This is a genomic window from Bacillus jepli (genome assembly GCF_047238305.1).
Classification (GTDB): Bacteria; Bacillota; Bacilli; order Bacillales; family Bacillaceae_L; genus Ferdinandcohnia.
In genome coordinates, this window is record NZ_JBDFMO010000001.1 from 3,606,029 (window position 1) to 3,632,278 (window position 26,250).

A 26,250-nucleotide genomic window follows, 5' to 3' on the forward strand; every position below is an offset into this window, starting at 1 on the left:
CTTTATTAATGGCGCAATACTAAACATTTCAAAAATAGGGAACACATAACGTGTTCCCTGTTTTCTTTTTACTTCTTCACTTGGCTCATTACTTCTTCAGCGAAGTTATCTTGACGTTTCTCAATACCTTCACCAACTTCGTAACGAACGAAGCTCTTCACTGTAGCACCTTTAGATTCAACAAACTTACGAACTTTTTGATCTGGGTCTTTAACGAAGCTTTGGTCAAGAAGACAGATATCTTCGAAGAACTTACCAAGACGTCCTTCAACCATTTTTGCTACGATATTTTCTGGTTTACCTTCATTTAATGCTTGTTGTGTTAAAACTTCACGCTCATGTTCAACTTCTTCAGAAGAAACTTGGTCACGTGATACATATTTAGGGTTTACAGCTGCTACGTGCATCGCTACATCCTTTGCTACATCAGCGTCTGTTGTACCACCTAAAACAGATAGAACGCCAATACGTCCACCCATGTGAAGGTAAGCACCAAATACATCACCGTCTTCTTTTGTAGCAACTTCGAAACGACGAAGTGAAAGCTTTTCTCCGATTTTTGCAATTGCACCATTAATATATTCAGAAACAGTTGAACCGTTGTCCATCTTTTGTTCTAATGCTTCTTCAACATTAGCTGGCTTTTTCGCTAAAAGATGAGCACCTAATTCTTTTACTAATGTTTGGAAGCCTTCGTTCTTTGCAACGAAATCTGTTTCAGAGTTTACTTCTAAAATAACTGCTTCATTACCTGAAACTTCAATAGAAGTTAAACCTTCAGCAGCGATACGGTCACCTTTTTTCGCAGCTTTCGCAATACCTTTTTCACGAAGGTAGTCGATTGCTTTGTCCATATCACCATCAGTTTCTGTAAGAGCCTTCTTACAATCCATCATACCTGCTCCAGTTTTTTCACGGAGCTCTTTTACCATTTGTGCAGTAACTGCCATTATGTTTTCCTCCTTATTTGCCACTATGTACTTGAACGAATATTAATTCTTTAGACATTCTGTTTCTATTATGACTTAAAAACGGCAAAAATATATAGTTCTTAAAAAAGGTGATAAAAGGCATAACCCTCTTATCACCTTTCGCTCATTAAGCAGATGTTTCTTCACCTTGTTTAGCTTCTAGGATAGCGTCTGCCATTTTTCCTGTTAAAAGCTTAACCGCGCGAATTGCATCATCGTTTGCAGGGATTACATAATCAATTTCATCTGGATCACAGTTTGTATCAACGATACCTACGATCGGGATGTTTAATTTATGTGCTTCTGCAACCGCAATGCGCTCTTTACGAGGGTCGATGATGAATAAAGCATCTGGTAATTGCTTCATATCTTTAATTCCGCCTAAGAACTTTTCAAGACGTTCTAACTCTTTCTTAAGCTGAACAACTTCTTTCTTAGGTAAAACATCAAAAGTACCGTCTTCTTGCATTTTTTCAATGTCTTTAAGACGCTTGATACGCTTTTGAATTGTTTCAAAGTTTGTTAAAGTACCACCTAACCAACGTTGGTTAACAAAGTACATTCCAGAACGCTCAGCTTCTTCTTTAACAGAATCTTGAGCTTGCTTTTTTGTACCAACAAAAAGCATTGTTCCACCGTTACCGGCTAATTCCTTAACGAAATTATAAGCTTCTTCAACCTTCTTAACTGTTTTTTGAAGGTCGATGATATAGATTCCGTTACGCTCTGTAAAGATGTAACGCTTCATTTTTGGGTTCCAACGGCGAGTTTGATGACCGAAGTGAACACCAGCTTCAAGCAATTGCTTCATAGAAATTACTGACATGGATAAATCCTCCTAATGGTTTTTTGTCCTCCGTTCATATCATCTTTAAGCAAAACTGTGTGAACAGCACCAATGCTCAAATCTATGAACGTGTGTGATAACACCAAAAATTAATATACCACAATCGAAATCAGTGGGTCAAGAAAAATTAGTGGTTTTGACGAAATTTGTGTAAAAGTTCGATTTCAGTTTTCCCCTTATTTAGTTTTCTTGCAATCTCTTCATATGAAAGGCCCAGTTTCATAAGATGTTCGATGTCTCTAACAATAGTGTCTTTACTATTTTCATCATTTCCGTGTGTTTCTTGTATTATTTCATTTTCTTCTACATTTACCTTCCCAGCTTCCTCCCTTTCTATATAAGAAGGAAGAAGGTCTTGAAGTTCATCAGTAGTCAATTCCGGCTCTTTAATATGGATGGAATCCTTATGGCCTTCTTCTTGTTCATGTTTCATATCTTTAATTCTATTTAAAAACACTTCATTTTCTTCTTTGATTTCCATGACATATGAAGTGATCACATTTTCAAATTCCTTTAGTAAACGTTCTTGTTTCATTTCAACATCTTTTAGTTGCGTTATCTTAAGATATAAAAGAATGATGAAAAAAAAGGCAACTGCAAGTAACGCAAAACTAAGTATAAATAATATGGTTGTCATTCTCAATTCCCTCTATCCCACAATATCAATAAAATTGCCCTTGTATGGATGTTGCTCTTTCTCTTCTTGTTCAGCATGTTTAGTTCCATTTGAAGGCTGTTTAGAAAAAGAGTTTGATGATGCATCCTTATGTATTTGTGCGTTTTCAGATTTGTTGTTTTCGTTGACTTTTGTTCGGTTTCTTTTCTCCAATTTCTCATTTTCTGCAGTGATATGGTCTTGCATATGCTGTCCACGGTTTATTACTTGTTCCTGGATCTTTCCTGCATCCTGAGTTCTTGGAATCGCAACTTGTAATTCGACTAATTTTAGACTCAATGATTATCACTTCTTCCGATTTTTATTTTTCAGAATAGATGTCTATTGAAATCTCTTTATGAACTAGTTGCGCTTTTACATGGTGAAAGAGTTGGTTGGTGATTCTTTTGTATTTGCCAAATTGAATATTGACATTCGGATATAGATTTCCAGTAGCTATTATATATGCAGTCACTTCTTTCTGTTTTGAAGAAAGTTCAAGTAATTCTGACTCAAGTAACTCTAGCTTTTTGGTTAGCTCTGTTTGTGTGAGTTTGTCTCTTTTGAGAAGTAAGACTTCATCCTCTGTTAGAACGGAAGTCCTTTTGTATTTTTCTGCTAATTTCTGCAGTATAAGTAAAACCTTTTGAAGATGAGCTTTTGTTGAATCTATTTCCGTACGGATCCTTTGTTCTTCTTCACTATTACGTTCAGTTGTTCCAATCTGTATCTCTGTTTTTGTATGTGATGCATTGCCTATGTCCTTCGCCGTTACATGATTCCCTGCCGAGATTAGTCCTCCAATGATACTCCCAGTAATGGCATGAACATTTTCTTTAGCAAAACAGATACTATGTAAAATCGAACCTGTTGTTTCGATATTTTTTCCTGCATATACCTGACATTGATTCAAATAGGATGCAATAATATCCCCTTCGGCACGAATTAATGCTTTTGTAAACCCAACAATCCCGCCAGATATAAAAATGGAACCTCCAGCCTCTAATTGTGCACCTTCTACAATGCCATAAATTGAGATGTCACCACCTGCTTTTACAACATAATCGCTAGGGACATTCCCTCTAATTGTCACATTCCCAACGAAGTCAATATTTCCGGTTTTTAGATTTAAATCTCCATCTACTTCAAAAACAGGGAGAACGTTAATCTTTTTATCTGATAGGCTAATTTGTCCGTCTATTGTGGCGTATAACTTCCCATTTGTCTCCACAATGTTTTTACCCGCCACAGGTGGATTTGGTTTTCCATTTGCAGCTGTAATTGGATGTCCGAATACGTTTCTTCCTGGAATCCCGGGTTTGCTTGGAAAAATGGTTGCAACAACCTGTCCCGCTCTAACGGACGGTATTTGCCTTACATTCCGAAAGTTTAATACCTCGTTAGAATGAATATCGTGTTTCTGTTCTACAGATGCTAGCTTTATAAAACCATCATCGCCTTTTTTAGAAGCCTCGCCCTCTGCAATTAATAAGGGAAAAAACAAGTCATTTATATTCGAAATCATTGTTGAAATGACATCTCGTTTTATCCCATACGAAATTCCATGTTTAGACAGTAAAGAATAGACGTCAGACTCTTCAATTTGAAGAGGTGTAGAATCTCTAATGACATTTATATGTACAGTTAATTTATCCTTGGATACTAATAATTCTAATTCTGACACAATCCTCCCGCCTTTTTGATGACATTTTTTAATGGATGTTTTTTTGTAAGATATCCCTTAATTTAAAGAGGGCCTTCGAGTGAATTTGTGATATTCTCGATGTTGATAATCCCATAACTTGTCCAATTTCAGTTAATGTAAGCTCTTCTTTATAAAATAAACTTAAAATCAACTGCTCTTTTTCATTTAACTTTTGGATGACATTCATTAATTGATGTAGTACTTCTTTTTTTACAACATGTTCTTCCGGTGTTAAGGTCGCATAATCCTTTATCGTAAAAGCTGATTTATCAATGCCCTCGTCATCATGTTGATGATCGTCCATGGAAAGTACATTTGCAAAGAAGCCTTCATTCATGGTTTGATAAACATCCTCTTCACTCATCTCAACTTCAGCGGCGATTTCTGAAATTGTTACATTTCTCATCAGCTTTTGTTCTAGCTTTTCGATGGCAGATTCAACTTTTTTCGTTTTTTCTCTTGAACTTCTAGGTAACCAATCTTCCTTTCTGAGCCCGTCTAATATGGCTCCTCGAATTCGAAAGGAAGCATATGTATCAAATTTTAAGTCACGAGAAGGATCGAATTTTTCCAGAGCATCATATAGCCCAATCATCGCAAGACTTTTTAAATCATCTTTATTCACACTTTTCGGTAGTGTGACTGAGATTCTCTGTACATGGTATGATACGAGCGGCATGTATTTTCTAACAAGCGCATCCCCTGCATCTGGGTCTCGTGAGTCGGTCCATTTCTGCCAATATTCCTCATGATCAGTTGATGATAATCTGGACATTCTACTCCTCCTTTTCGTTGATTTTAAGAAACTTTATTTTAACCTACTTAAATTTCCTTAATCCCTTTGTTAACTGTGCGGATTTTTAAAATGGTTGTCTCTGGATTAAATTCAATCGTTCGACCATTACTCCCACCAACATCTGATGCAACAAGTGTGATGTTCAAGCGCTTTAGCTCTGCCTCCACCGCTTCAATGTTGCGCGGACCAATTCTCATAATATCACTGCCTGATTGAAATTGAAACATCTGGGCTCCGCCAGCAATTTTGGCTTTTAAACTCTTTTCCCGACCACCGATTCCAGTAATTTTATAAATGAGCTCCTCTATTGCAGTATCTGCATATTTGGCAATATTGATGTTTCCTGCTTTTGTCGATGCCGAACTTGGTAACATGATATGGGCTAGTCCTGCTACCTTTTTTGCTTGATCATAAATGACCACTCCCACACAGGAACCTAATCCAGAGGTTCGGATTAAGTCAGGTGCAGTAATAACATTCATGTCAGCTATCCCAACTTTAATGACTTGAGAAGAGTCAATCATGAATTTGAACTCCTAATGCAGTGAAGATTTTTTCGAATGAATCAGGATCCGGCAACAGCAAAAAATGCCCATTTATGTTGTTGTTTTCTGGATTTTCATTTTCTTTAATTTCTGTTTCGATGACAATCGCAAAATCACTTACTTGGGAAAGTTCCAGTAACCCATAGCCGATAATGGCACCTACCATATCGATCGAAAAACCTGGAACGGATGGATACAAATTCAACCCAGTAAAATCTGATAATGATGTAAGATAGGAGCCTGATAGAATATTTCCAACCTCCTGAAACGCTGATATCCCCATTTCGTTTTGAGAGTCACTTTCAAAAGAGAAGCTTTTATCACCGACGACATCCTGGATTAAGGTAGTAGCTTGTGGAAGCTGCAAAATAAAAAACATATTTCCGGTTAAATCCCCTTCTATACGTAGGAAAATACCTGCAACAATATTTTCAGCCCCACCTGCAAACTCCATCATTTCATCAAACGAAACGATTCTCACATTTGGCACCTGCATATCAATTTTTCGCTGCAATAGCTTCGACAAAGCGGTTGCAGAATGTCCAGCCCCAATATTTCCAATCTCTTTTAAAATATCTAAATGTGTGGAATTAATACGTTTGAAAAATGACATATTGATTACCCTTCCATCTTTTCCCTTACTAGTCTTGGATTAAGGACCTTATCTAGATTTAATAAAATAAGTAGCCGTTTCTCCAGCTTCGCTACTCCTTCTAGGTATTCCACTTCAACATTACCTACAATCTCGGGTGGTGGCTCAATTGTGTCAACTGGAATATCCATTACGTCATTTGCCGTATCTACAATTAATCCAACTTCAGCATCATCCGTCGCAACAATAATAATTCTTGTGCTGTCCGTATACTCAGATTCACCCATACCAAAACGTGTTCTTAAATCAATAATTGGAGTAACAACCCCTCTTAGATTAATAACACCCTTTACAAAGGATGCTGTTCTAGGTACACGAGTAATGTGCTGCACTTTTTCAATAGAACGCACCTGAGAAACCGGTATTCCGTATTCCTCATCATGGAGTGAAAATACAATTACTTTTAACACAGCTGCTTGTTCAGTCATGTTTCCTCCCCCTATTACCTATAAAAATTTATTTGATCAATGCATTACAATCAACTATTAAAGCTACTTGGCCATCACCTAAGATGGTTGCTCCAGAAATGGCAAACACATTTGATAAATAGTTTCCTAACGACTTCAACACAATCTCTTGTTGGCCAATGAACGAATCAACAATAAGTCCTGCGGATTTATCTGCCTTTTTCACAATGACAACTGAAAGGTACTCATCCTCATCTGTGGCAGCAGGTATTTCAAAAATATCCTTCAAGTCTACTAGCGGAACAACCTTGCCTCTAAAATCTATTACTTTTTGATTGTGAGCATGTAGGATCTCACTTTTTTTGATAATAGCCGTTTCAATAATCGAAGAAAGTGGTATTGCATATTTTTCATTTTGAACTTCAACGAGCATGACCGATATGATGGATAAAGTTAATGGTAACTGGATGGAAAAAACAGATCCTTTTCCCATCGCAGATTGAATCGTAATCGAGCCACCGAGTGATTCAATTGTATTCTTTACAACATCTAGCCCAACCCCGCGGCCAGAAACATCCGATATTTTTTCAGCAGTTGAAAAACCAGAAGAGAAAATGAAATCAAATACTTGGCTATCGGTTAAGGTCTCGGCTGATTTCAGAGTAATCAACCCTTTGTTAATCGCTTTTTGAATAATTTTATCGCGACTAATACCAGCACCATCATCTTCAATTTCAATAAAGACATGATTTCCACTGTGATAGGCACGTAAAATAACAGTACCTTCTTCTTGTTTACCATTTTGCACCCGAATTTCTGGTGTTTCGATTCCGTGGTCTAGAGCATTACGTAAAAGATGAACAAGTGGGTCACCAATTTCATCGATGACTGTCCGATCTAATTCCGTTTCTGCGCCAATAATTTGAAGGTCAATTTTTTTATGTAAATCCTTGGCTAATTGGCGTACCATACGTGGGAAACGATTAAAAACTGTTTCAACAGGAACCATTCTCATTGTAAGGATAATGTTTTGTAAATCCCCTGAAATTCTAGACATTCTTTCTACTGTTTCATTTAATTCAGAATGATTTAGGTCACGAGAGATTTGCTCTAAACGCCCTCTATCAATGACTAGTTCTTCAAATAAATTCATCAGAATATCAAGTCGTTCAATATTGACCCTAATTGTCTTGTGATTACCACCATGCTTACTGCTTGATTTAGCAGGATGTTGGTCTTCTTTTTCAGATTTCGGTTGTTCATCTCGAATAGCAAGAGTAGGGGCAACTTCTGCCTCAGCCTGACTATGTTCAATAGTTACAGCCTTCAATGAATCAAGTTGTACATCTAGTACTGTTACTCTATCTATTTCAGATACTTTCATAATACGTTTTTCGATATTTTCGGCTAATTCGGTTGATACGAGGGTTACAGTAAACTCACTTTGAAACTGCTCTTCCTCTAACTGATCTACCGAAGGAATGGATTTAATGATTTCACCAATCTGTTCGAGAACCTCAAATACCATAAATACACGAGCAGCCTTTAATAAACAATCCTCTCTAAGAACAATTGAAATTTCATAACAATTAAATCCTTGTTCTTTTGATTGTTGGATGACTGTTAATTCAAAATCATCATAATTAGACTTTACAGCCTCTTTTTCGGTTTTTGGGTTTACAATGACAGGTGTATCATCATCCTTGATTACTTCTCCACTTTCAATTTTTTTCAATAAAAACACGATATCTGAAACATCTTTTTTTCCATCGCCTCCGTCAGCAATCGAAAAAATCATTTCTTCCAGATAATCTACTGCTTTGAAAACAATATCTAATAGTGAAGGTGTAACCTTAATTTTCAAATTTCGAATGCCATCAAGGACATTTTCCATTTGGTGAGTAAGGTTAGCTAAATCATCATATCCCATTGTCGCTGACATTCCCTTTAATGTATGGGCCGAGCGGAAAATTTCATTGACGATTGATATATTTTCAGGTTCTTTTTCCAATTCTAATAAATGCTCATTACAAGCCTGGAGATGCTCTTTACTTTCTTCAATAAAGACTTCTAAATATTGATCCATTTCCATCAAACAACACCCCTTTACTTATGTAAGGCTAATTATGGTATCAGCTATTTCCTCTAACTTTTCAACACGATCAACTAAATGTGTCTCAATTGCCGACTTCGGCATTCCAAAAACGATTGAAGTTTCTTGTGATTCTGCAATGGCAACAGCTTGTCCGGTTTCTTTTAATTTCTTCAGACCATAGGAACCATCTGTGCCCATTCCAGTCATAATAACGGATATTTTTTGAATACCTTTGACTTCACTTATTGATTCAAATAGGACATCAACGGATGGTCTATGTCCATTTCTAATTTCGCTCTCATCAATATTCACAGCTAATGAAGTGCCAATCTTTTTGATTTTCATATGATGACCACCAGGTGCGATATAAGCTATTCCAGCCTTCAAAACTTCACCATTCTCAGCTTCTTTAACGGTAATTTCACATAAACTATTAAGTCTATTAGCCAACGATTTCGTAAAACCTGCAGGCATATGTTGAACAATTACAATTGGTGCAGGATAATTTTTAGGAAATCTAGGGAGAACTTGTTGTAATGCTCTGGGTCCCCCTGTAGAGGTACCGATACAAACAATTTTTTTAATATTCCTATTTGGTTCTAGTTCTATTTTACTATAATCTGTGTTTCTACTAGTATTATTTTCTTGTATTTTCAATGGCTTTTTTAATAAAGCCATATTTACTCTACCTGCTTGTAGTACTTTTGACACAAGTTCGTTCTTAATTAGATGAAGGTCAATGGATATTGAACCTGATGGTTTTTGTATAAAGTCGACAGCACCATTTTGAATCGCAAGTAATGTGTTCTCTGCTCCTTCTTTCGTTGTGCTTGAGAGCATCACAACCGGTCGTGGACTTTCATTCATAATTCGCTGTAAGGCTTCAATGCCATTCATTTCAGGCATCTCAATATCTAAAGTGACAACATCCGGATTAAGTTTTTTAATTTTGTCCAATGCATCCATTCCGTTTCTTGCAGTGCCAACAACATGAATCCTTGAATCTTCCTGAAGAAAGTTGGAAATGAGTTTCCTCATGAATGCCGAATCGTCTACAATAAGAACATTGATTTTATCCATTTTAAAGCTCCTATCTACCACGTACGAAAAAACGCTGTAACTTTGATATGAAGGACGTATCTTGATTCTTTTCTTGAATTTGTTCATTATTTTCATCAAGATATTTTTTGCAAATATCAAACAAGTTTTTGCTTATTAAAGCTTTTGGTGCATATAGCAAAAATGGTTCTTGGTGACTCACAGCCTTTTGAACTGCTTTATCATCTGGTAAAACTCCTAATAAGTTGACTTCTTTTACTAAAAACTGCAACACCACTTGCTTTACTCTTTTAAGGGTCTGCATCCCTTCTGACTCATTTTCAGCACGATTAACAATAAGGTACAATGGAATAGATTGGTCAAACAAACAGATATATTTCATTGCGGAATAAGCATCTGTAATTGCGGTTGGCTCTGATGTTGTAATGACAAAGATTTCATCCATGGCCAAAAGAAATTTCACATTTTCCTCTGTCATTCCTGCACCCATATCAAAAATAACGTAATCATATTCATTAAGGATGAATTGCAATTGTTCCATTAAATATTCTGATTTCTCTTCATCAAGCTTAAATAGATTTGGCAACCCATTTCCACCTGCGATATAATCAATACCTTCAGGACCCTTGATGAGCAATTCTTTCATGGTAAGATTCTTTTCAAATAAATCAACAATTGAATGATGGGCGGTTATTCCCATCAATATATCAATATTTCCCATTCCGATATCCATATCAAATAGCAAAACCTTCTTACCAAATCTAGAAAGAGCAATGGAAAAATTAAGGGAGAGATTAGATTTCCCAACGCCACCTTTTCCACTGATCACAGCTATTGTCTTCGGTTGTTCTTGTTCGCCATTATTCATCGATGCTAGTTTTTTACGAAGAGCTGTAGCTTGGTCCATCATGATTCATCGACTCCAAGGATAGTATTAGCGATTAAGGAAGGGGATGCAATGACAATGTCATCAGGCACATTTTGTCCAGTCGTTAAATAGGCAACACCAATGCCAGAATTAACGATTAAATTCACCATTGCCCCATAGTTTGCCGTTTCATCTACTTTTGTAAAAATAAATTTCGATATTTTAATTTTCGAAAATTGTTTATAGATTACATTCATATCCGTTATTTTTGAAGTTAAAGAGAGAACTAAAAACGTCTCCATGTCATTTGAAAAGTGAATTAATTGATTTAAATCATCTATATATTTTTCGTTACGGAAGTTTCTCCCCGCGGTATCAATGAAAACAACATCATAATCTTTATAGACTTCCTTTGCTTTTTTAAAATCTTCAAAGGAATAACAAACTTCAACAGGTGCCCCTAGGATTTTTGCGTATGTTTTCAACTGTTCAATCGCCGCAATCCGAAACGTATCGGTTGTAATAAATGCAATTTTCTTTTTATCCTTTAACATACAGTCAGCCGCAATTTTTGCAATGGTTGTCGTTTTTCCAACCCCTGTGGGGCCGACTACATTAATATACTTTTTTTGATAGGTTAAGCCACCGTAATCAACATTAGATATTTTTGAAATGATACATTTTTTCGTCCAATTTTGAACCTCGGCAAGTGAAGCATTTTCAGACGCTAGATACCATTTTTCAAGTAGACTTGACATGACTTCTTTTCGAATCGATGGGTCTATTTCTTGATTCATTAACATTTGATTCATTTCCTGCAGATAACCAGTATACGGGCTAATATCAGAGGATAATTCCTTCATTGCCGCTTTTAATTCTTGAATTTCTTTAAGAAACTCTGGAGCAGGGCTATGAGATTCCGTTGTGTTGTATTTATTAAACGTTTCATGAACAACAGGTTGTTGTGGTTCAATTTGTTTGGTGATTACCGGTACTTTTCGTTCCTTTTCTTTAGGTTGCACCTTTTGTTTTCTTGGAGCCTCAGGGTCTACAGCTGCAATTACCTCAAAATTCTTTTTCCGAAAAAAGCCCAAAAATCCTTGTGTTTGAACAATCTTTGAGTTTAAAATAACCGCTTCACTACCTAATTCTGCACGGATCATTTTCATCGCTTCCGGCATAGAAGGCGCAATATATTTTTTTACCTTCAATCTATATTCACCACCCCAACACTTTGAACTTCCACATTAGCCTCAAGCTCATTATAGGAAAGAACAGGAACCTGTGGGAAGTATCGTTCTATTAATTGCCTTACATACATTCTGACAGCAGGAGAACATAATAAAATCGGTGATTGCTCTTGGATACTCACAGTTTCGATTTGCTTTGCAATCGATTCAATGATTGATTGTGACACACTTGGGTCGATGGATAAATAATTTCCATGCTCTGTTTGCTGAACACCATCCGCGACAAACTTTTCAACTCTTCCAGAAAGAGTCACAACCTTCATAGTCTCTCCTTGTACGATGTATTGGTTTGTAATCTGTCTAGCCAGGGCTTGTCTTACATATTCCGTTAATAAATCAGTATCAGTTGTCATCCGGCCAAAATCGGCTAATGTTTCGAATATGATCGGTAAGTTTCGAATTGAAACACTTTCTTTTAATAATTTTGCCAATACCTTCTGAACATCTCCAACGGATAGTGGATTTGGTGTAACTTCATCCACTAAAATTGGGTATGATTCCTTTAAATGATCAATTAATTGCTTTGTCTCTTGTCTTCCGAGTAATTCAAAAGCATTCCTTCTAATGACCTCTGTAATATGCGTAGATACAACAGATGGTGGGTCAACCACTGTATACCCGATCATTTCAGCCTGATCCTTCATATCTTCAGAAATCCATTTTGCTGGAAGGCCAAATGACGGCTCAACTGTATCAATCCCTTCAATCGAGTCATCCTCATAGCCCGGACTCATTGCCAAGTAATGGTCAAGCAAGAGTTCTCCTCTAGCCATTTCACTCCCCTTTATTTTCAAGCGATACTCATTGGGTTGCAATTGAATATTATCCCTAATCCTAACGACCGGAATGACTAAACCTAGCTCAATCGCCAATTGTCTACGGATCATAACGATTCGATCTAAAATATCCCCACCCTGGTTGGTATCGGCTAAAGGTATCAAGCCATAGCCAAACTCGAACTCAATCGGATCTACATTTAACAAATTAACAACACTTTCAGGACTTTTTAAGTCCTCAACTTGTACTTCTTCTTCCGTATCTGGTTCTAACTGAATTTCCTGATCCTTACTTTTAGAAATCATAAAGCCACCGATCGCTAAAAAGCTTGAAATTGAAATGGTTAATAAATCATAGATCGGTGTAAACAACCCTAGCAGGAAAATGGTACCGGCTGTTACATACAGCATTTTAGGATAAGCAAATAATTGCTTTGTAATATCTGTTCCTAAATTTCCCTCTGAAGCTGCACGTGTAACGACAATTCCTGTTGCAGTGGAAATTAATAGTGCAGGAATTTGGCTTACGATTCCGTCTCCTACGGTTAAAAGAGTAAATTTTGAAAGGGCTTCTTGGAAACCTAGCCCATGCTGAGTCATTCCAATAATAAAACCAAATATTAGGTTAATAAGGACAATAATGATACCAGCTATTGCATCCCCTTTTACGAACTTACTCGCCCCATCCATAGCCCCGTAAAAGTCAGCTTCTCTACTTACCTTATCGCGGCGTTCTCGGGCATCTGTTTCAGAAATCATCCCTGCATTTAAATCTGCATCAATACTCATTTGCTTTCCTGGCATTGCATCTAAAGTAAAACGTGCAGCCACTTCCGAAACACGTTCAGAACCTTTTGTTATTACAACAAATTGAATAATAACGAGGATTAAAAAGACGACGAATCCAACAACAACATTTCCTCCAACAACGAAGGTACCAAAGGTATGGACCACTCCACCGGCATCCCCTGTAGAAAGTATCGATCTTGTCGTTGAAACATTTAACCCTAATCGAAATAGAGTTAGAAGAAGTAATAATGATGGAAAGATTGAAAATTGAAGTGGTTCTTGCATATTCATTGAAGTTAAGAGGACCAAGAGTGCAAGAGAAATGTTGATGATAATTAAGATACTTAGCATCCAAGATGGAAATGGGATAATAAGCATCGCAACTATTAAAATTACGCTTAGTAAAACGGATAAATCTCTTGCTCGCATTATTTTTTCTCTCCTTTAAGTCAAAAAAGCACAAGTGATGATCAGAAGGTTTAAAAGCATTTAATTTAAACCTTCTCTTTTAAGCGGTACACATAGGCAAGAATTTCAGCTACCGCTTTGAAATAATCTTCAGGAATTGCATCCCCAATATCTGTCCCTGCGTAAAGAGCTCTTGCAAGTGGTCTGTTTTCAATGGTTGTAATTTCATGTTCTTTGGCAATTTCCTTAATTCGCTGAGCTACAAAGTCTACACCCTTCGCAACAACAAACGGTGCATCCATTTTTGCCTCGTCATATTTTAATGCGACTGCATAATGAGTTGGGTTTGTAATGATAACATCAGCTTTTGGCACTTCTTGCATCATACGACTCATTGCCATTTCACGTTGTTTTTGCTTAATTTTTGATTTAACCAATGGATCTCCTTCAGTCTTCTTAAATTCGTCTTTAATATCTTGCTTTGACATCCTTATATTTTTTTCATAATCAAAGCGTTGATAAAGATAATCTAAGAAAGATAAGAATAAAAGTGCCCCACCTGCAAATAGCCCCATCTGAACGGTCAGTTTTGCCAGAATAATTAGTGCTGCCCCGACCGTTTTTTGTGATAAGGACAAGATATCCTCCAGACGGAACCAAAGAATGGCAAAGGTCACGCCACCTACAATGACAATTTTTAAGATAGATTTAATCATCTCAACAAGCGCCCTAATCGAATAAATACGTTTGAATCCTTGAATTGGATCAAGCTTTTTTAGCTTCATTTGAATTGCTTCTGGTGAAAATAAAAAACCAACCTGCATCAGGTTTGCTGCTATTCCCGCAATAAGAGCTACTAGCATAATTGGTGCTAAAATAATTGCCGCTTCTAAAGATAACTCGATAAAAATTTCTTGAACGCTTTGTTCAGTTGGTGTAACTGATAAATAATGACTGAATGAATGTTTTAAAAACGTCATCATCCGATCAAAAATAAATCCACCAAAAACAAGAAGAGTAAAAAAGATGGAAAGCAACAAAATGGCTGTATTTACATCCGCACTTTTTGCGACCTGTCCTTTTTTTCTTGTTTCCTGACGTTTTTTAGGAGTTGCTTTTTCTGTTTTTTCACCTGCAAAAAATTGTAGGTTTAGACGAACAAAATACATCTAGCTTCCTCCTAAAAGTTCCATTAATCCTCGCATCGTATATAACATATTGTCTACTAGTTTTCCGACAAGCATGAAGATCATCGACATTGCGATTAACATAACAACAAAACTAACCCCAATCTTTAATGGCAGTCCGACAACAAACACATTCAACTGCGGAACAGTTCTTGCGATGATCCCTAAGGCAATATCTACTAAAAACAAAGCACCCACGACTGGCATGGACATTTGAAATGCAATAATAAACATGGTGCTAAAAGCTTTTAAAACAAATTCAACTACATTTTCATTTCCAAACGGTAATTTTGCTTGTTCCATTGGTATGAATTCATAGCTATAAAAAATCCCGTCTAACAATAGATGGTGACCATTGATAGCTAGTAAAAAGAGAAGTGAAAATGTATATAAGTATTGACCCATTAACGGACTTTGTGCTCCAGTTTGAGGATCGATTACATTGGCTATGGCGAATCCCATTTGGAAATCAATAAATCCTCCTGCAATTTGGATTGCAGCAAAAATCATATAGGCAACTAAACCAATTAAAAGTCCTACCATGGCCTCTTTAAAAATCAACATGATAAAATAGCCATCAATTTGAAGAATCGGCTTTTCCATGGCTAGGAACATAATCCAAGAGATAAAAAATGCAATTCCGATCCGATGGGAAGCGGGCAGAGTTCGATAGGAAAACAACGGCATCGTTACAAAAAAGCTGGTTACTCTAACTAAGACCAGCAAAAAAGCAGGAAAATAGGTATATACCTCTGTCATTTTTTCAACCTACAAATCTCGTCAAATTACTAAAAATATCATGGGTATACGCAAGCATCTTAGAAAGCATCCAAGGTCCAAAGAATACCAAGCCAACAAGGACAGCAATGATTTTAGGAATAAAAGCCAAGGTTTGTTCCTGTATTTGTGTGGTTGCCTGAAACACACTCACAATTAGCCCGACTACAAGTGCAACCAATAATAGTGGACCACAAATCATTAATGTCGTATATACACCTTTTTCTGCCAACGATATAACTACTTCAGGATTCAACACGGTTCACCTACTTCTAGAAGGTTTGTAACAGGGATTTTACGATCAAATACCATCCATCCACAAGAACAAATAACAGTATTTTGAATGGCAAGGAAATCATAACAGGTGGAAGCATCATCATCCCCATTGACATGAGGATACTCGCAACAACCATATCAATCACAAGAAATGGAATAAAGATCATAAATCCGATTTGAAATGCTGTCTTTAGTTCGCTTATTGCAAAAGCTGGTACTAATGCGGTTAAAGGAATATCTTGAATGGTCTCAGGTCTGTCTGCTCCAGAGTAATTTAAAAACAACTCCAAGTCCTTTTGTCGAGTATGTACACTCATAAATTCCTTAAACGGTACGGCAGCCCTCGTGTAGGCTTCCTCTAAATTTATTTCTTCATTAAATAACGGAGTTAAAGCTTGTTCATTCACTTCACTAAATGTTGGAGCCATTACAAAAAAAGTTAAAAACAATGCTAGTCCAATTAAAACCTGATTGGGCGGCATTTGCTGTGTCCCCAAAGATGTCCTCACAAATGAAAGAACAACAATAATTCTTGTGAAGCTCGTCATTAACATTAAAATACCAGGTCCAACTGAAAGAACAGTTAGAAGGAGAAGCAGCTTAACTGATGTCGAGACATTTTCAGGGGCGCTAGTATTAAAAAATTCCATAAATTCGTTCATTCTTTGCTAGACTCCTTATTTTCAAGTTGCTCGACAATTTTCTTTCTCCCTTGTTTTAACTCCGTCAATTGTTTTTGCAGAATTGAGGAAAAAAGAGCCTGATCTTTATCCTTTGCTGCTTTTCGTTTTTCGAGAAAACGATTGATGATATCTTTTGGTTGAATCATGGATTCTAATGACGAATTATGTTGTTCAAGTATTTCATTTATTTCATCTGTGTCTTCGATTTCCTTAAGAAGCTGAATGGAATCTCCAACTCCCACAACTAAAATGCGCTCTCCAACCTTTACAATTTGAATCGAGCGGTTATTACCTAGACTGGTTCCACCAAGGTTTTCAATAAACCTATGCTGGTTAAACATGCGATTTCTTTTATTCAAGAACCTTAATAAAAAATAAATAAGTGCAATAACAAATAAAGTTGTAAAAATCATTTTAAGAAAGTCGCCGGCTGTTAGTTCATTGACAGGCTGTGTGAGTTCTGTCACATCATTCTCTTGCCCAGGCTCTGATTGGTTTTCTGGATTATACTGGTTGTAAATACTTTTCTCAATTTGGCCATCTTCTGCTTGAACAGGAAAAGTGACAAGCAATGTATGAAAGAAAATGATGGCTATAAAGACTTTTTTTATATGTTTCACTTTGTTGCCACTCTCCTGGATTATTAGCTTAAAGTTTTACTGATAGCTTCAATGACTCGGTCTGCTTGGAATGGCTTAACAATAAAATCCTTTGCCCCCGCTTGGATTGCATCAATGACCATCGCCTGTTGCCCCATAGCTGAACACATAATTACTTTTGCATTTGGGTTCATTTTTTTAATTTCTTTAAGCGCTGTAATCCCATCCATTTCAGGCATTGTAATATCCATTGTTACAAGGTCTGGTTGGTGTTCTTTATATTTTTCAACGGCCTGTGCTCCATCTGCTGCCTCGGCAACAACCTCGTAACCATTTTTAGTTAGGATGTCCTTTATCATCATTCTCATAAATGCTGCATCATCAACAATAAGAATTCTATTTGCCATTTGTATTGCCCCCTACATTAATTCAATTTTTTAATTCGATCACTTTGGCTAATGATATCAGTAATTCTGACACCAAAGTTTTCTTCAATTACAACTACCTCACCTTGTGCGATAAGCTTTCCATTTACTAAAACATCTACAGGCTCGCCCGCAAGCTTGTCTAACTCAATAATCGAACCGGTTGATAATTCAAGAATTTCTTTAATAGAGCGTTTTGTCCTGCCTAATTCAACCGTCACTTGAAGCGGAATATCTAATAACATATTTAGATTTCTTGATTCAGCTTCTTGTAAATGAACAGATTCAAACTCTGAAAATACAGCAGGTTGAATTTCAGGATGTCTTGCTTGCGTACCACCTAGATGCTGTGGAGCACTGTTTGTCATTGGTTGATTAAAATCAGGTTGTTGATTTGGCTGTGTCGTTTGATATGGTGTTTCCATTTGTTGTTCAACATTTGGCAAGGTATAGTTCGATTGCTGAACTGGCATTTCAATATCCACATGTTGAGTTGGAGTCACCATTTCTGAACCTTTATTTTCCGGCTGAGGAGATAAAAGTTCTCCAACAAGATCTTTTGCAAATCCAACTGGAACCAACTGCATGATTGTTGAATCAATTAATTCACCAATAGTTAAACGAAACGATATTTTCACTAAAATGTCATCAGCTGGAAGGTTTTCAGCTCCTTCACCTTGTTTTATGTCAAGAATATCTATACTCGGTGGAGAGATATCAATTTTCTTACTAAAAACAGTTGACATTGAAGTTGCGGCAGAACCCATCATTTGGTTCATTGCTTCTTGTACAGCACTCAGTTGCAAATCTCCCAAGTTTTCCGGTGCTGCAAGGCCATTTCCACCGAGCATTAAATCGGCAATGATCGCTGCGTCACTTTGTTTGATGACTAATAGATTTGTCCCTGTAAAACCAGCTGTATAATTAACATAGATTGCAACATACGGGTGCGGAAACTCATCAGCTAGCTCAGAACTTAAAACAAGCGAGACGTTTGGTGTCGTAATTTCAACCTTTTGATTGAGTAATGTGGAAAGTGCAGTTGCTGAACTTCCAAAAGAGATATTTCCAATCTCCCCAAGCGCATCTTGTTCAATTAAAGATAAAAAATCTTCTACAAGGGGTTTATTCACATTCGCTACCGGTTCTTCGTTGTCTAAGTCAGCGGTACCTCTTAATAGTGCATCAATTTCGTCTTGTGATAGCATATTTCCATTATTCATTTTCACGGTCCCCCCCTTTAATCTCTTCTAAGATTTGTACGGCTTGTTTTTTATTCACCTTACCAACTTGTGCATAGAATTTAGGTACTCCCTCAACTTTCAACTCGATTGGTTGTTGAATCATTTTATCAAGTTGAATGGTATCCCCAATATCCAATAACAGGAATTCCTGGATAGCGATATTTGTAGTTCCTAACTCTGCTACAATTGGCAATTTTGTATCCTTAAGATTGTTTTGGATATAAGTAATTTCTTCATGATTTCGTTCCTTTTTAGGTGTTGATTGCATCCAATAATGTGCTGATAATTTCGGAATAATCGGTTCAAGGAACACATGAGGAATACAAATATTGATCATTCCACTTGTTTCTCCGATTTGGGTATTGAGTGAGATGACTACCACAGTTTCATTTGGCGAAAACATTTGAAGGAACTGTGGATTCACCTCAAATTCGGTTAAAATTGGATCTACCTCAACCAAATTAGCCCATGCATCCCGCGCTTGTTCAAAAGCTCTTTCAAACATATTGCTCATGATTTTTGTTTCAATTTCAGTTAAATTCTCAATTTTATTAAGACCTGTCCCTCTTCCCCCAAGCATTCGATCAAGCATGGCGTACGCAATATTAGGATTAACCTCCAAAATAATACGCCCATCTAAAGGAGGCATTTCAAATACATTTAAAATCGTCATATTTGGAATGGAACGTATAAATTCCTCATATGGTACTTGGTCGGCTGTACCTACTGTAATTTGTACATAGGTTCGAAGTTGAGCCGAAAAATAGGTTGTTAATAATCGTGCAAAGTTTTCATGGATTCGAGTGATACTCCGAATTTGATCCTTCGAAAAACGAAGTGCCCTTTTAAAATCGTAAACTTTTACACGGCGTTCACTTTCTTCTCTCTTAAGTTCTTCTGGATTCATTTCACCAGTCGATAGAGCTGAAAGTAATGCATCTATTTCACTTTGGGATAATATTTCTCCAGGCAAGGTTCCACCTCCGCTCATTACATACTTCATTCATCATATTATTGGTTATTGCGGAAGAAAGGATGTCGCATAAACTTTGATAATAGTTCCATCTTGCATTAATTCATTAATTCGATCTTTCAATCTGTTTTCAAGATTGACGATTCCTTCTTCACCTTTAAATTCCTCAGATGTCATGTTGGAAAGCTCTTTAATAATGATATTGCTAACCTGGAATTGTCGTTTTTCTAATTCCTCTTTTCCCTTTTTACCATCTGTCTGAATATTAAAGGATATACGAATATAGTCATCACTAAGTAATTTAGTTGTGATTTCTGGAATTTCGACGGTCGCTTTTAGAACTTGGTCGATTGACGGTTCCTTTTGACTTTCACTTGCGGTTACCTTAGTTAAGATGACAAAAGCAGTGGTACCGACTAAAGTTATCGTACTTAAAATGATGACCATTATTACAAGCAGCTTATTTTTCATAGTACCTTTTCCCCCCAAGCTTTAACGAAGGCCAAGCACATTTATTTTTTGATAAAATTCAAGAACCTTCACTTGTACATCCTCTTCTGTTTCCTTTACAACAAATTTTTTGCCATTTGTTAATGTGATTGTTGTATCAGGAAAAGATTCAACCTGCTCAATATATATTGCATTTAATGTAAATTCTTTGTTATTTAATTTCGTCAAAGTAATCAAGATTTATCGGGGTTTTAGGAAAGTACTAAAACCCCTGCCCCCTTAACGTTTTAAGTTTACGAGTTCTTGTAGGATTTCATCAGATGTTGTGATGATCCGAGTATTTGCTTGGAATCCACGCTGTGCTACGATCATTTCTGTAAATTCCTCAGAAAGGTCAACGTTTGACATTTCAAGTGCACCCGATTCGATTGATCCGAGTCCGGATTCACCAGCAAAATTGACGACTGGAATACCTGAGTTTGATGATTGCTGGAAGAGATTCCCTCCCACTTTTTCTAAACCACCTGTATTTGGGAATTTCGCTAACACAAGCTGACCAGCCCAACGTAATGTTCCAGCTGCATCTACATAAGTAACTGAACCATCTTTACCGATGCTCATGCTTTTCGCATCAGTTGGAATTTGGATTGGTTTATAATCAATCGCTGGTTCTCCCGCAATATTAGTTGGATTATATTCAGGTGGAGATACATTAAAATCGAATAACCCTGAATTTACATCAGTTGGTTCAATAACTGCATTTGGTGAAAAACCTTGAACATACATACCAGCACTTGTTACCAGATAGCCTTCCTGATCCATATAGAAGTTACCAGCTCTTGTGTATACTGCGTCTTGTGAAAATCCAGTAGTTGGTGTATCTGTTGGTGATACCTGGAAAAACCCATCGCCAGCAATTGCTAAGTCTAAAATTCTAGCAGTCGTTTGCGTGCTTCCACTGTTGTGGATTGTATCAATCGCTGCTAAAGATGAACCTAGTCCAACCTGTTTCGGGTTAACACCACCGAGCGATTGTCCAGGTGCGGTTGCACCATTGATTGTTTGACTCATGATGTCATTAAAGATGGTTCTACCTTTTTTAAAGCCGTACGTATTTACGTTTGCAATATTATTACCAATCACATCTAGTTTGGTTTGAAAGTTTTTCATTCCACTGATTCCTGAGTACATTGAACGTAACATTTCATTTTCCCCTTTCGAATGTAGGTGGCTTCTGTCGGTCCGCACACCTCGGCTTCCTGTTAAGGTCCAGCCTATTAATCTAAAATAATCGTTCCATTTATGTTCGTAAATATCTGTGAATTTGCCTCATCTCGATTCATTGCGGTAATGACCGTGTTATTTGGGACATTTACAATTAATGCCGCATTATTCGTAACAACCAATGAATCTCGGATTCCTTTTGTTTTAGCTTCAGTTATTTTCATTTGAATTTCTTTCCACTTTGAATCTTGAATATTAATATTTCTTTCGTCTAACCTCTTTTGTGCATGCTTACTAATAACCAGACTTGTCTCTTTTTCAAGTGTTTCTTTAAATGATATTTTAGGTGGTTCAGCATGCTGCACCTTTATACGAGTTTGTAATGATAATGGATGATTTTGTATTTGAAAAATTCGATGGTCCATGTATTCACCTCCTATTCTTCTTCGTTAGAAGGTTGCTTCACTTTCAAAATTTCATCACTATAAATCTTCGTTCCATCCTTCAACTCTAGCTCAATATAACCGGATTTTTGTGAAACGGATGTGACAATTCCTTGTCCATTTTTTATGACTTCTTTGCCATCCTCATCTTCCGTTTTAAAGCTGTATTCTACTTCTTTTCCAATCATATTGCTGTATTTTAAGAGTTGCTCACCCTGATTGCTATTCACAAATTTCTCTAAAGTACTATTCATATTTGTCATTTGCTCTAATGAAGTAAAGGTCGCCATTTGAGCGATAAAATCTTTATCCTCCATTGGATTCATTGGGTCTTGATTTTGGAGCTGAGTCATTAAGATCTTCAAGAAATCATCTTTACCTAATATGTCATTACTCGTTTTTCTTTCAGGCTTTAAATTTGACAGATAAAGATTTGAATCAATTTTAGTCGCCACTTTATTCACCACCTATACTTTTAAATTGACAAGTTCATCAAGTAGAACGGAAGTAAAAGAGTGATCTTCATTGGTTTCTTGTTGGTTATTCTCTTTTGGTTGTCTTCCTGATTGTTGTCCTTGTTGCTGTTCACTTTCTCTTTGTAAACTTCTCTCAGCCTGATATTGAAGTTGTGATGAGACCTCAATTTTTTCCACTGAAATGTTTTGTGCTAAGAAAGTATGTTTTAGGTTCGTTAGTTGTGATTCAACTAATTCCTTTGCTTGTGTTGTAGAAGCCATAATTCTAGCAATCATTCCTGATTCACTTTGAAGAAGTTCAATTCGTAGTGAACCGAGATGTTCAGGATATAAGTTGATTAATAGTTTTTGCTGCCCACCACTATTAAAAAAGTTGCTTTTCGCTAGGATGTTTTGAAATTGCTTAATAAATTGTTGCTGATTTGGTAACTGTTTTCCACTTTGTTCAACAAACAATGAAAATTGTTCCACTTTGGATAATTGATTTGAACTTACATCACCTAAGGCTGTACTCTCTGGCGTTGTTGTTATAACCTGAGTTGTATTGCTTGCCTTTTGCAAGAGCTTTTCCGTTATTATCGTTTGCGGTGTTTCCATTCCTTTAGGTGTAGAGAAATACCTTGCATGGACTACTTGCAAATATTGATGCCTGTTTTGTGATTCTGTTAATGGCTTATCGGATAGCTTGTTTTCTAGTGTTTGTATCAAAGTCTGTACAATTTTGTTAAACCTTAAATCAGTCGGTTCTTTATCAGCAAGCCCACTCGTTGATGTTGGTAAACTCTCGTTAAAAGTCATTTTCAATTGTTTTAGCAGATTGATAAGCCCTTCCTTATTGGTGTTTGAGGATTCCTCTGCATATTTTGCTGTTGCCATAAGGATTCCTATGAGCTCCGCTTTACCAAATTCCTGATCAGTTTCCAACTTTTTATCACCATTTTGAATATCCGTAATAAATGCTTTAATTTGATCTACCAAATCAGGTGGAAGTGTTATAAATACATCTTCATTATCTTGTAGGTCGATGGACTCCTTTGTATACGTTTCGATGTCAGCTAATAAATTCTTAATTGATTCATCTTCTCCAACTTCTTCTACCACGCTTTTTGAACCACTTGAAATAGTCTTTTCGTTCGGTTGCTGTTCTTTTACTAATGCCTCTAAGCTTTCCCGAAAAGATATTTGTGATGAACCATTTCCTAGTAGATTTCTAATACCTACTGACTCGGTTTCGACGGTATTTCGAATGGAACCCATTGAGGGATCGAAGTTTGCCACCATGTTCACGTCATTTCACCTCCTTTCAAGCGGTTAAAATGCTTCATTGGGTAATCAATTGCGTAAATCGTGCAGCATCTTCAGGTGACATTTTTTCAAAGATGGCAGCAAGTTTTTCAGTATTAATACTAGAAAGTATTTCTCTTGCTTCATCATCTTTTAGATTTGGAATAATCTTTGCTGCATTTTTGGGAGACATTTGTTCATACATTTTAGTTAAATCTTCTAATGATTTACTTTTCGCTAATCGCTCTTCCTGAAGTTTGACTATCTCATCAGAAAGATTTTCGATTTCAAGCTCTAATGACTGGATTTCGCCGTCTTTTGTTTCCAATTCACTTTCAAGTTGTGTAATTTTTGATTCCTTTGCCTGAATTTCTGCCTCTAAATCTGAAACCGATACTTCATCCTCTTTTTGTACCTTTGAATCTTCTGCATCATTAAAAAAGGAAGAAATACCGGGAACCTTGGACGCAACATCCTTAACAGTTCCAATTGGATTAAATCCAGCCACAGATAATAGAACAAAGATGACAACCAATGTAAAGAAAGATGGAATTAGTACGACAAACAGAAACCATTGGAATTTGCTGTATTCTTTATCATTGGGCTCCATTTGATCACCTATCTTCCTTTTGACATGTATTGTTGAATTGAAATTTCATCCATCATCTGGCTTTCCTGCATTTTTATTTGTCCTTCATAAATTGCAAAGTCCTTTTCATGCATGATCTCATATTTTTTAACCTCAATATTTTTTTCGGTTAACATTGCTTGCAACTGCTGCATTTTATTTCTTGCTTTAATGACAAGTTGTTGGTAATACATAATTGTTTTTTCTAAGCCAGTAATGAAAGACTGCTGATGCCGTATGCTTTGTATAGATAAGCCACCTCGTAGCTGCTGTCTTTGAGCTTCTTCTAATGTTTCCTTCTTCTTTAATGATTCATATAAGCTTTTAGCGGCTTCTTCAAATTCTTTAACTGAAGATTTATAATCTGCTAGAACTTGATTTTTCTCATTTTCTTTTATCGACATCACTTTTTGAAATTTGAACTTGTAGCTCATTTGATTCATTCACCTTTTTCAGCTAATTGTGCCAATAAGTGCAAACTTTCTTCAAACGTAAATTTCTGATCCGTTTGTTGTTTTATAAACGATATAATTTTTGGATAATACCTAATGGCTTCATCAACTTCAATGGAGGATCCCCTTTTATAGGCGCCAATATTAATTAAGTCCTCTGAATTAAGATAGGTTGCCATAATCCCTCTAATTTTTTCAGCATATGCCTTATGTTCACTAGTTGTAATTTGGCTCATAACACGACTGATTGATTTTAAAACATTAATGGCTGGATATTGTCCTTTATTTGCAAGACTTCGATCAAGCACGAAATGTCCATCAAGGATCCCTCGGACCGTATCTGCAATCGGCTCATTCATGTCATCTCCATCCACTAGAACTGTGTAAAAAGCAGTTATCGAGCCTAAATGATTCGTCCCGGTTCTCTCCAACAGTCTAGGAAGTGTTGTAAAAACACTAGGTGTATATCCTTTTGTTGTCGGTGGCTCACCAATAGCTAGGCCAATTTCGCGACTTGCCATCGCAACACGAGTGACGGAATCCATCATTAACATGACGTCTAGCCCATTGTCTCTGAAATGTTCAGCTATTGCTGTTGCTGTCATTGCTGCTTTGATACGAAGTAGTGCTGGCTGATCGGAAGTTGCCACAACTAATATGGATCTTTTAAGACCTTCCTCACCTAAATCTTTTTCAATAAATTCTCGTACCTCGCGCCCACGTTCTCCAACAAGTGCAATCACATTTATATCCGCTTTCGTATTACGAGCAATCATACCCAAAAGTGTACTTTTCCCGACGCCACTACCTGCAAAAATACCGACACGCTGTCCTTTTCCAACAGTTAACAGGGTGTCTATCATTTTCACACCAACTTCAATTGGCTCATCAATAGGAGGGCGAGATAATGGATTTGGAGGATCTTGTTCAGTAGGTACAGAAGATAACCCCCTAGGTAGCCCGCTTCCATCAAGCGGATGGCCAAGTGGGTCTAATACTTTTCCGACTAAGCCAGCGCCAACCTTTATATCAAGCGGCTTTCCAGTAGCTTCCACAATGCTTCCCGGTGAAATATCCTTCACATTAGAAAATGGCATAAGGATGACATGCTCTTCACGAAAACCCACAACTTCAGCTTGAATACATCTTTTATGAGTAAAACCAACATATATAAAGCACAAATCTCCAATCGAACATTCTGGTCCGCGCGATTCAATCATTAAGCCAACGACTCTTGATACCTTACCGTACCTTTTATACGAATCGATTGAATGTATTTCATTAAGAAGCTCGATTGCTTTCACAG

General features: G+C 36.8%; 31 protein-coding genes. All 31 read right to left on the reverse strand.

Features of this window, described 5'->3' with window-relative positions:
* Positions 1 to 68 precede the first annotated feature (68 nt).
* Positions 69 to 950 (reverse strand): translation elongation factor Ts, encoded by an 882-nt coding sequence (tsf, locus tag ABC371_RS18430; protein WP_412898128.1) that lies wholly within the window; start codon positions 948 to 950, stop codon positions 69 to 71.
* 148 nt (positions 951 to 1,098) lie between these two features.
* Positions 1,099 to 1,797, reverse strand: a complete 699-nt coding sequence (rpsB, locus tag ABC371_RS18435) for a 30S ribosomal protein S2 (RefSeq protein WP_010282364.1) — start codon at positions 1,795 to 1,797, stop codon at positions 1,099 to 1,101.
* Between the two features lie 148 nt (positions 1,798 to 1,945).
* On the reverse strand, positions 1,946 to 2,455 hold the full coding sequence (locus tag ABC371_RS18440; RefSeq protein WP_412898129.1) for a hypothetical protein: 510 nt from the start codon (positions 2,453 to 2,455) through the stop codon (positions 1,946 to 1,948).
* Between the two features lie 12 nt (positions 2,456 to 2,467).
* Positions 2,468 to 2,773 carry a hypothetical protein gene (locus ABC371_RS18445; RefSeq protein ID WP_412898130.1) on the reverse strand — a complete coding sequence of 102 codons (306 nt, stop codon included), beginning with the start codon at positions 2,771 to 2,773 and terminating at the stop codon, positions 2,468 to 2,470.
* 22 nt (positions 2,774 to 2,795) lie between these two features.
* Positions 2,796 to 4,157 carry a flagellar assembly protein A gene (locus ABC371_RS18450; protein WP_412898131.1) on the reverse strand — a complete coding sequence of 454 codons (1,362 nt, stop codon included), beginning with the start codon at positions 4,155 to 4,157 and terminating at the stop codon, positions 2,796 to 2,798.
* A 28-nt stretch (positions 4,158 to 4,185) separates the two neighbouring features.
* Positions 4,186 to 4,953 carry a FliA/WhiG family RNA polymerase sigma factor gene (locus ABC371_RS18455; protein ID WP_412898132.1) on the reverse strand — a complete coding sequence of 256 codons (768 nt, stop codon included), beginning with the start codon at positions 4,951 to 4,953 and terminating at the stop codon, positions 4,186 to 4,188.
* A gap of 47 nt (positions 4,954 to 5,000) precedes the next feature.
* Positions 5,001 to 5,498 (reverse strand): chemotaxis protein CheD, encoded by a 498-nt coding sequence (locus tag ABC371_RS18460; RefSeq protein WP_412898133.1) that lies wholly within the window; start codon positions 5,496 to 5,498, stop codon positions 5,001 to 5,003.
* Positions 5,491 to 6,132 carry a chemotaxis protein CheC gene (locus ABC371_RS18465; RefSeq protein WP_412898134.1) on the reverse strand — a complete coding sequence of 214 codons (642 nt, stop codon included), beginning with the start codon at positions 6,130 to 6,132 and terminating at the stop codon, positions 5,491 to 5,493. Before ABC371_RS18465 ends, ABC371_RS18460 begins: the two co-directional genes overlap by 8 nt.
* Before the next feature lie 5 nt (positions 6,133 to 6,137).
* The gene (locus ABC371_RS18470) at positions 6,138 to 6,599 is read right to left on the reverse strand and encodes a chemotaxis protein CheW (protein WP_412898135.1); all 462 of its coding nucleotides are present in this window, start codon (positions 6,597 to 6,599) and stop codon (positions 6,138 to 6,140) included.
* A 28-nt stretch (positions 6,600 to 6,627) separates the two neighbouring features.
* Entirely contained in the window at positions 6,628 to 8,670 is a 2,043-nt protein-coding gene (locus tag ABC371_RS18475) for a chemotaxis protein CheW (RefSeq protein ID WP_412898136.1), read from the reverse strand.
* Positions 8,671 to 8,688: 18 nt separating this feature from the next.
* Positions 8,689 to 9,753, reverse strand: coding sequence for a protein-glutamate methylesterase/protein-glutamine glutaminase (locus ABC371_RS18480; RefSeq protein WP_412898137.1), 1,065 nt, complete (start codon positions 9,751 to 9,753; stop codon positions 8,689 to 8,691).
* Positions 9,754 to 9,763: 10 nt separating this feature from the next.
* A complete protein-coding gene (locus tag ABC371_RS18485) occupies positions 9,764 to 10,642 on the reverse strand; it encodes a MinD/ParA family protein (RefSeq protein WP_412898138.1) in 879 nt (292 codons plus the stop codon).
* Positions 10,639 to 11,811 carry a flagellar biosynthesis GTPase FlhF gene (gene flhF / locus ABC371_RS18490; protein WP_412898139.1) on the reverse strand — a complete coding sequence of 391 codons (1,173 nt, stop codon included), beginning with the start codon at positions 11,809 to 11,811 and terminating at the stop codon, positions 10,639 to 10,641. The genes ABC371_RS18485 and flhF overlap by 4 nt, the downstream gene beginning before the upstream one ends.
* Positions 11,808 to 13,844, reverse strand: a complete 2,037-nt coding sequence (flhA, locus tag ABC371_RS18495) for a flagellar biosynthesis protein FlhA (protein WP_412898140.1) — start codon at positions 13,842 to 13,844, stop codon at positions 11,808 to 11,810. Before flhA ends, flhF begins: the two co-directional genes overlap by 4 nt.
* Positions 13,845 to 13,909: 65 nt before the next feature.
* Entirely contained in the window at positions 13,910 to 14,992 is a 1,083-nt protein-coding gene (gene flhB, locus ABC371_RS18500; RefSeq protein WP_412898141.1) for a flagellar biosynthesis protein FlhB, read from the reverse strand.
* The gene (fliR, locus tag ABC371_RS18505; protein ID WP_412898142.1) at positions 14,993 to 15,769 is read right to left on the reverse strand and encodes a flagellar biosynthetic protein FliR; all 777 of its coding nucleotides are present in this window, start codon (positions 15,767 to 15,769) and stop codon (positions 14,993 to 14,995) included.
* 4 nt (positions 15,770 to 15,773) lie between these two features.
* Positions 15,774 to 16,043, reverse strand: a complete 270-nt coding sequence (gene fliQ, locus ABC371_RS18510; protein ID WP_116350572.1) for a flagellar biosynthesis protein FliQ — start codon at positions 16,041 to 16,043, stop codon at positions 15,774 to 15,776.
* Positions 16,044 to 16,059: 16 nt separating this feature from the next.
* Positions 16,060 to 16,725 (reverse strand): flagellar type III secretion system pore protein FliP, encoded by a 666-nt coding sequence (gene fliP, locus ABC371_RS18515; protein ID WP_412898143.1) that lies wholly within the window; start codon positions 16,723 to 16,725, stop codon positions 16,060 to 16,062.
* Positions 16,722 to 17,366 carry a flagellar biosynthetic protein FliO gene (fliO, locus tag ABC371_RS18520; RefSeq protein ID WP_412898144.1) on the reverse strand — a complete coding sequence of 215 codons (645 nt, stop codon included), beginning with the start codon at positions 17,364 to 17,366 and terminating at the stop codon, positions 16,722 to 16,724. The genes fliP and fliO overlap by 4 nt, the downstream gene beginning before the upstream one ends.
* A 23-nt stretch (positions 17,367 to 17,389) precedes the next feature.
* Positions 17,390 to 17,752 carry a chemotaxis protein CheY gene (cheY, locus tag ABC371_RS18525; protein ID WP_412898145.1) on the reverse strand — a complete coding sequence of 121 codons (363 nt, stop codon included), beginning with the start codon at positions 17,750 to 17,752 and terminating at the stop codon, positions 17,390 to 17,392.
* Between the two features lie 17 nt (positions 17,753 to 17,769).
* Positions 17,770 to 18,993, reverse strand: a complete 1,224-nt coding sequence (gene fliY / locus ABC371_RS18530) for a flagellar motor switch phosphatase FliY (RefSeq protein WP_412898146.1) — start codon at positions 18,991 to 18,993, stop codon at positions 17,770 to 17,772.
* A complete protein-coding gene (gene fliM / locus ABC371_RS18535) occupies positions 18,986 to 19,987 on the reverse strand; it encodes a flagellar motor switch protein FliM (RefSeq protein ID WP_412898147.1) in 1,002 nt (333 codons plus the stop codon). The genes fliY and fliM overlap by 8 nt, the downstream gene beginning before the upstream one ends.
* Positions 19,988 to 20,032: 45 nt before the next feature.
* Complete coding sequence (fliL, locus tag ABC371_RS18540; protein WP_412898148.1) at positions 20,033 to 20,458, reverse strand: flagellar basal body-associated protein FliL; 426 nt, start codon at positions 20,456 to 20,458, stop codon at positions 20,033 to 20,035.
* 21 nt (positions 20,459 to 20,479) lie between these two features.
* Positions 20,480 to 20,674 carry a flagellar FlbD family protein gene (locus ABC371_RS18545; RefSeq protein WP_412898149.1) on the reverse strand — a complete coding sequence of 65 codons (195 nt, stop codon included), beginning with the start codon at positions 20,672 to 20,674 and terminating at the stop codon, positions 20,480 to 20,482.
* Positions 20,675 to 20,716: 42 nt separating this feature from the next.
* Complete coding sequence (locus tag ABC371_RS18550) at positions 20,717 to 21,640, reverse strand: flagellar basal-body rod protein FlgG (RefSeq protein WP_412898150.1); 924 nt, start codon at positions 21,638 to 21,640, stop codon at positions 20,717 to 20,719.
* 74 nt (positions 21,641 to 21,714) lie between these two features.
* Complete coding sequence (locus ABC371_RS18555) at positions 21,715 to 22,086, reverse strand: TIGR02530 family flagellar biosynthesis protein (RefSeq protein ID WP_412898151.1); 372 nt, start codon at positions 22,084 to 22,086, stop codon at positions 21,715 to 21,717.
* A gap of 11 nt (positions 22,087 to 22,097) precedes the next feature.
* Positions 22,098 to 22,559: a flagellar hook assembly protein FlgD gene (gene flgD / locus ABC371_RS18560; RefSeq protein ID WP_412898152.1), complete on the reverse strand. Its 462-nt coding sequence runs from the start codon at positions 22,557 to 22,559 to the stop codon at positions 22,098 to 22,100.
* 12 nt (positions 22,560 to 22,571) lie between these two features.
* Positions 22,572 to 23,861 carry a flagellar hook-length control protein FliK gene (locus tag ABC371_RS18565; RefSeq protein ID WP_412899390.1) on the reverse strand — a complete coding sequence of 430 codons (1,290 nt, stop codon included), beginning with the start codon at positions 23,859 to 23,861 and terminating at the stop codon, positions 22,572 to 22,574.
* A 40-nt stretch (positions 23,862 to 23,901) separates the two neighbouring features.
* Positions 23,902 to 24,474: a MotE family protein gene (locus ABC371_RS18570; RefSeq protein WP_412898153.1), complete on the reverse strand. Its 573-nt coding sequence runs from the start codon at positions 24,472 to 24,474 to the stop codon at positions 23,902 to 23,904.
* An 8-nt stretch (positions 24,475 to 24,482) separates the two neighbouring features.
* A complete protein-coding gene (gene fliJ, locus ABC371_RS18575) occupies positions 24,483 to 24,926 on the reverse strand; it encodes a flagellar export protein FliJ (protein WP_412898154.1) in 444 nt (147 codons plus the stop codon).
* Positions 24,927 to 24,931: 5 nt separating this feature from the next.
* Positions 24,932 to 26,248 (reverse strand): flagellar protein export ATPase FliI, encoded by a 1,317-nt coding sequence (gene fliI, locus ABC371_RS18580; protein ID WP_412898155.1) that lies wholly within the window; start codon positions 26,246 to 26,248, stop codon positions 24,932 to 24,934.
* Positions 26,249 to 26,250: the final 2 nt, after the last annotated feature.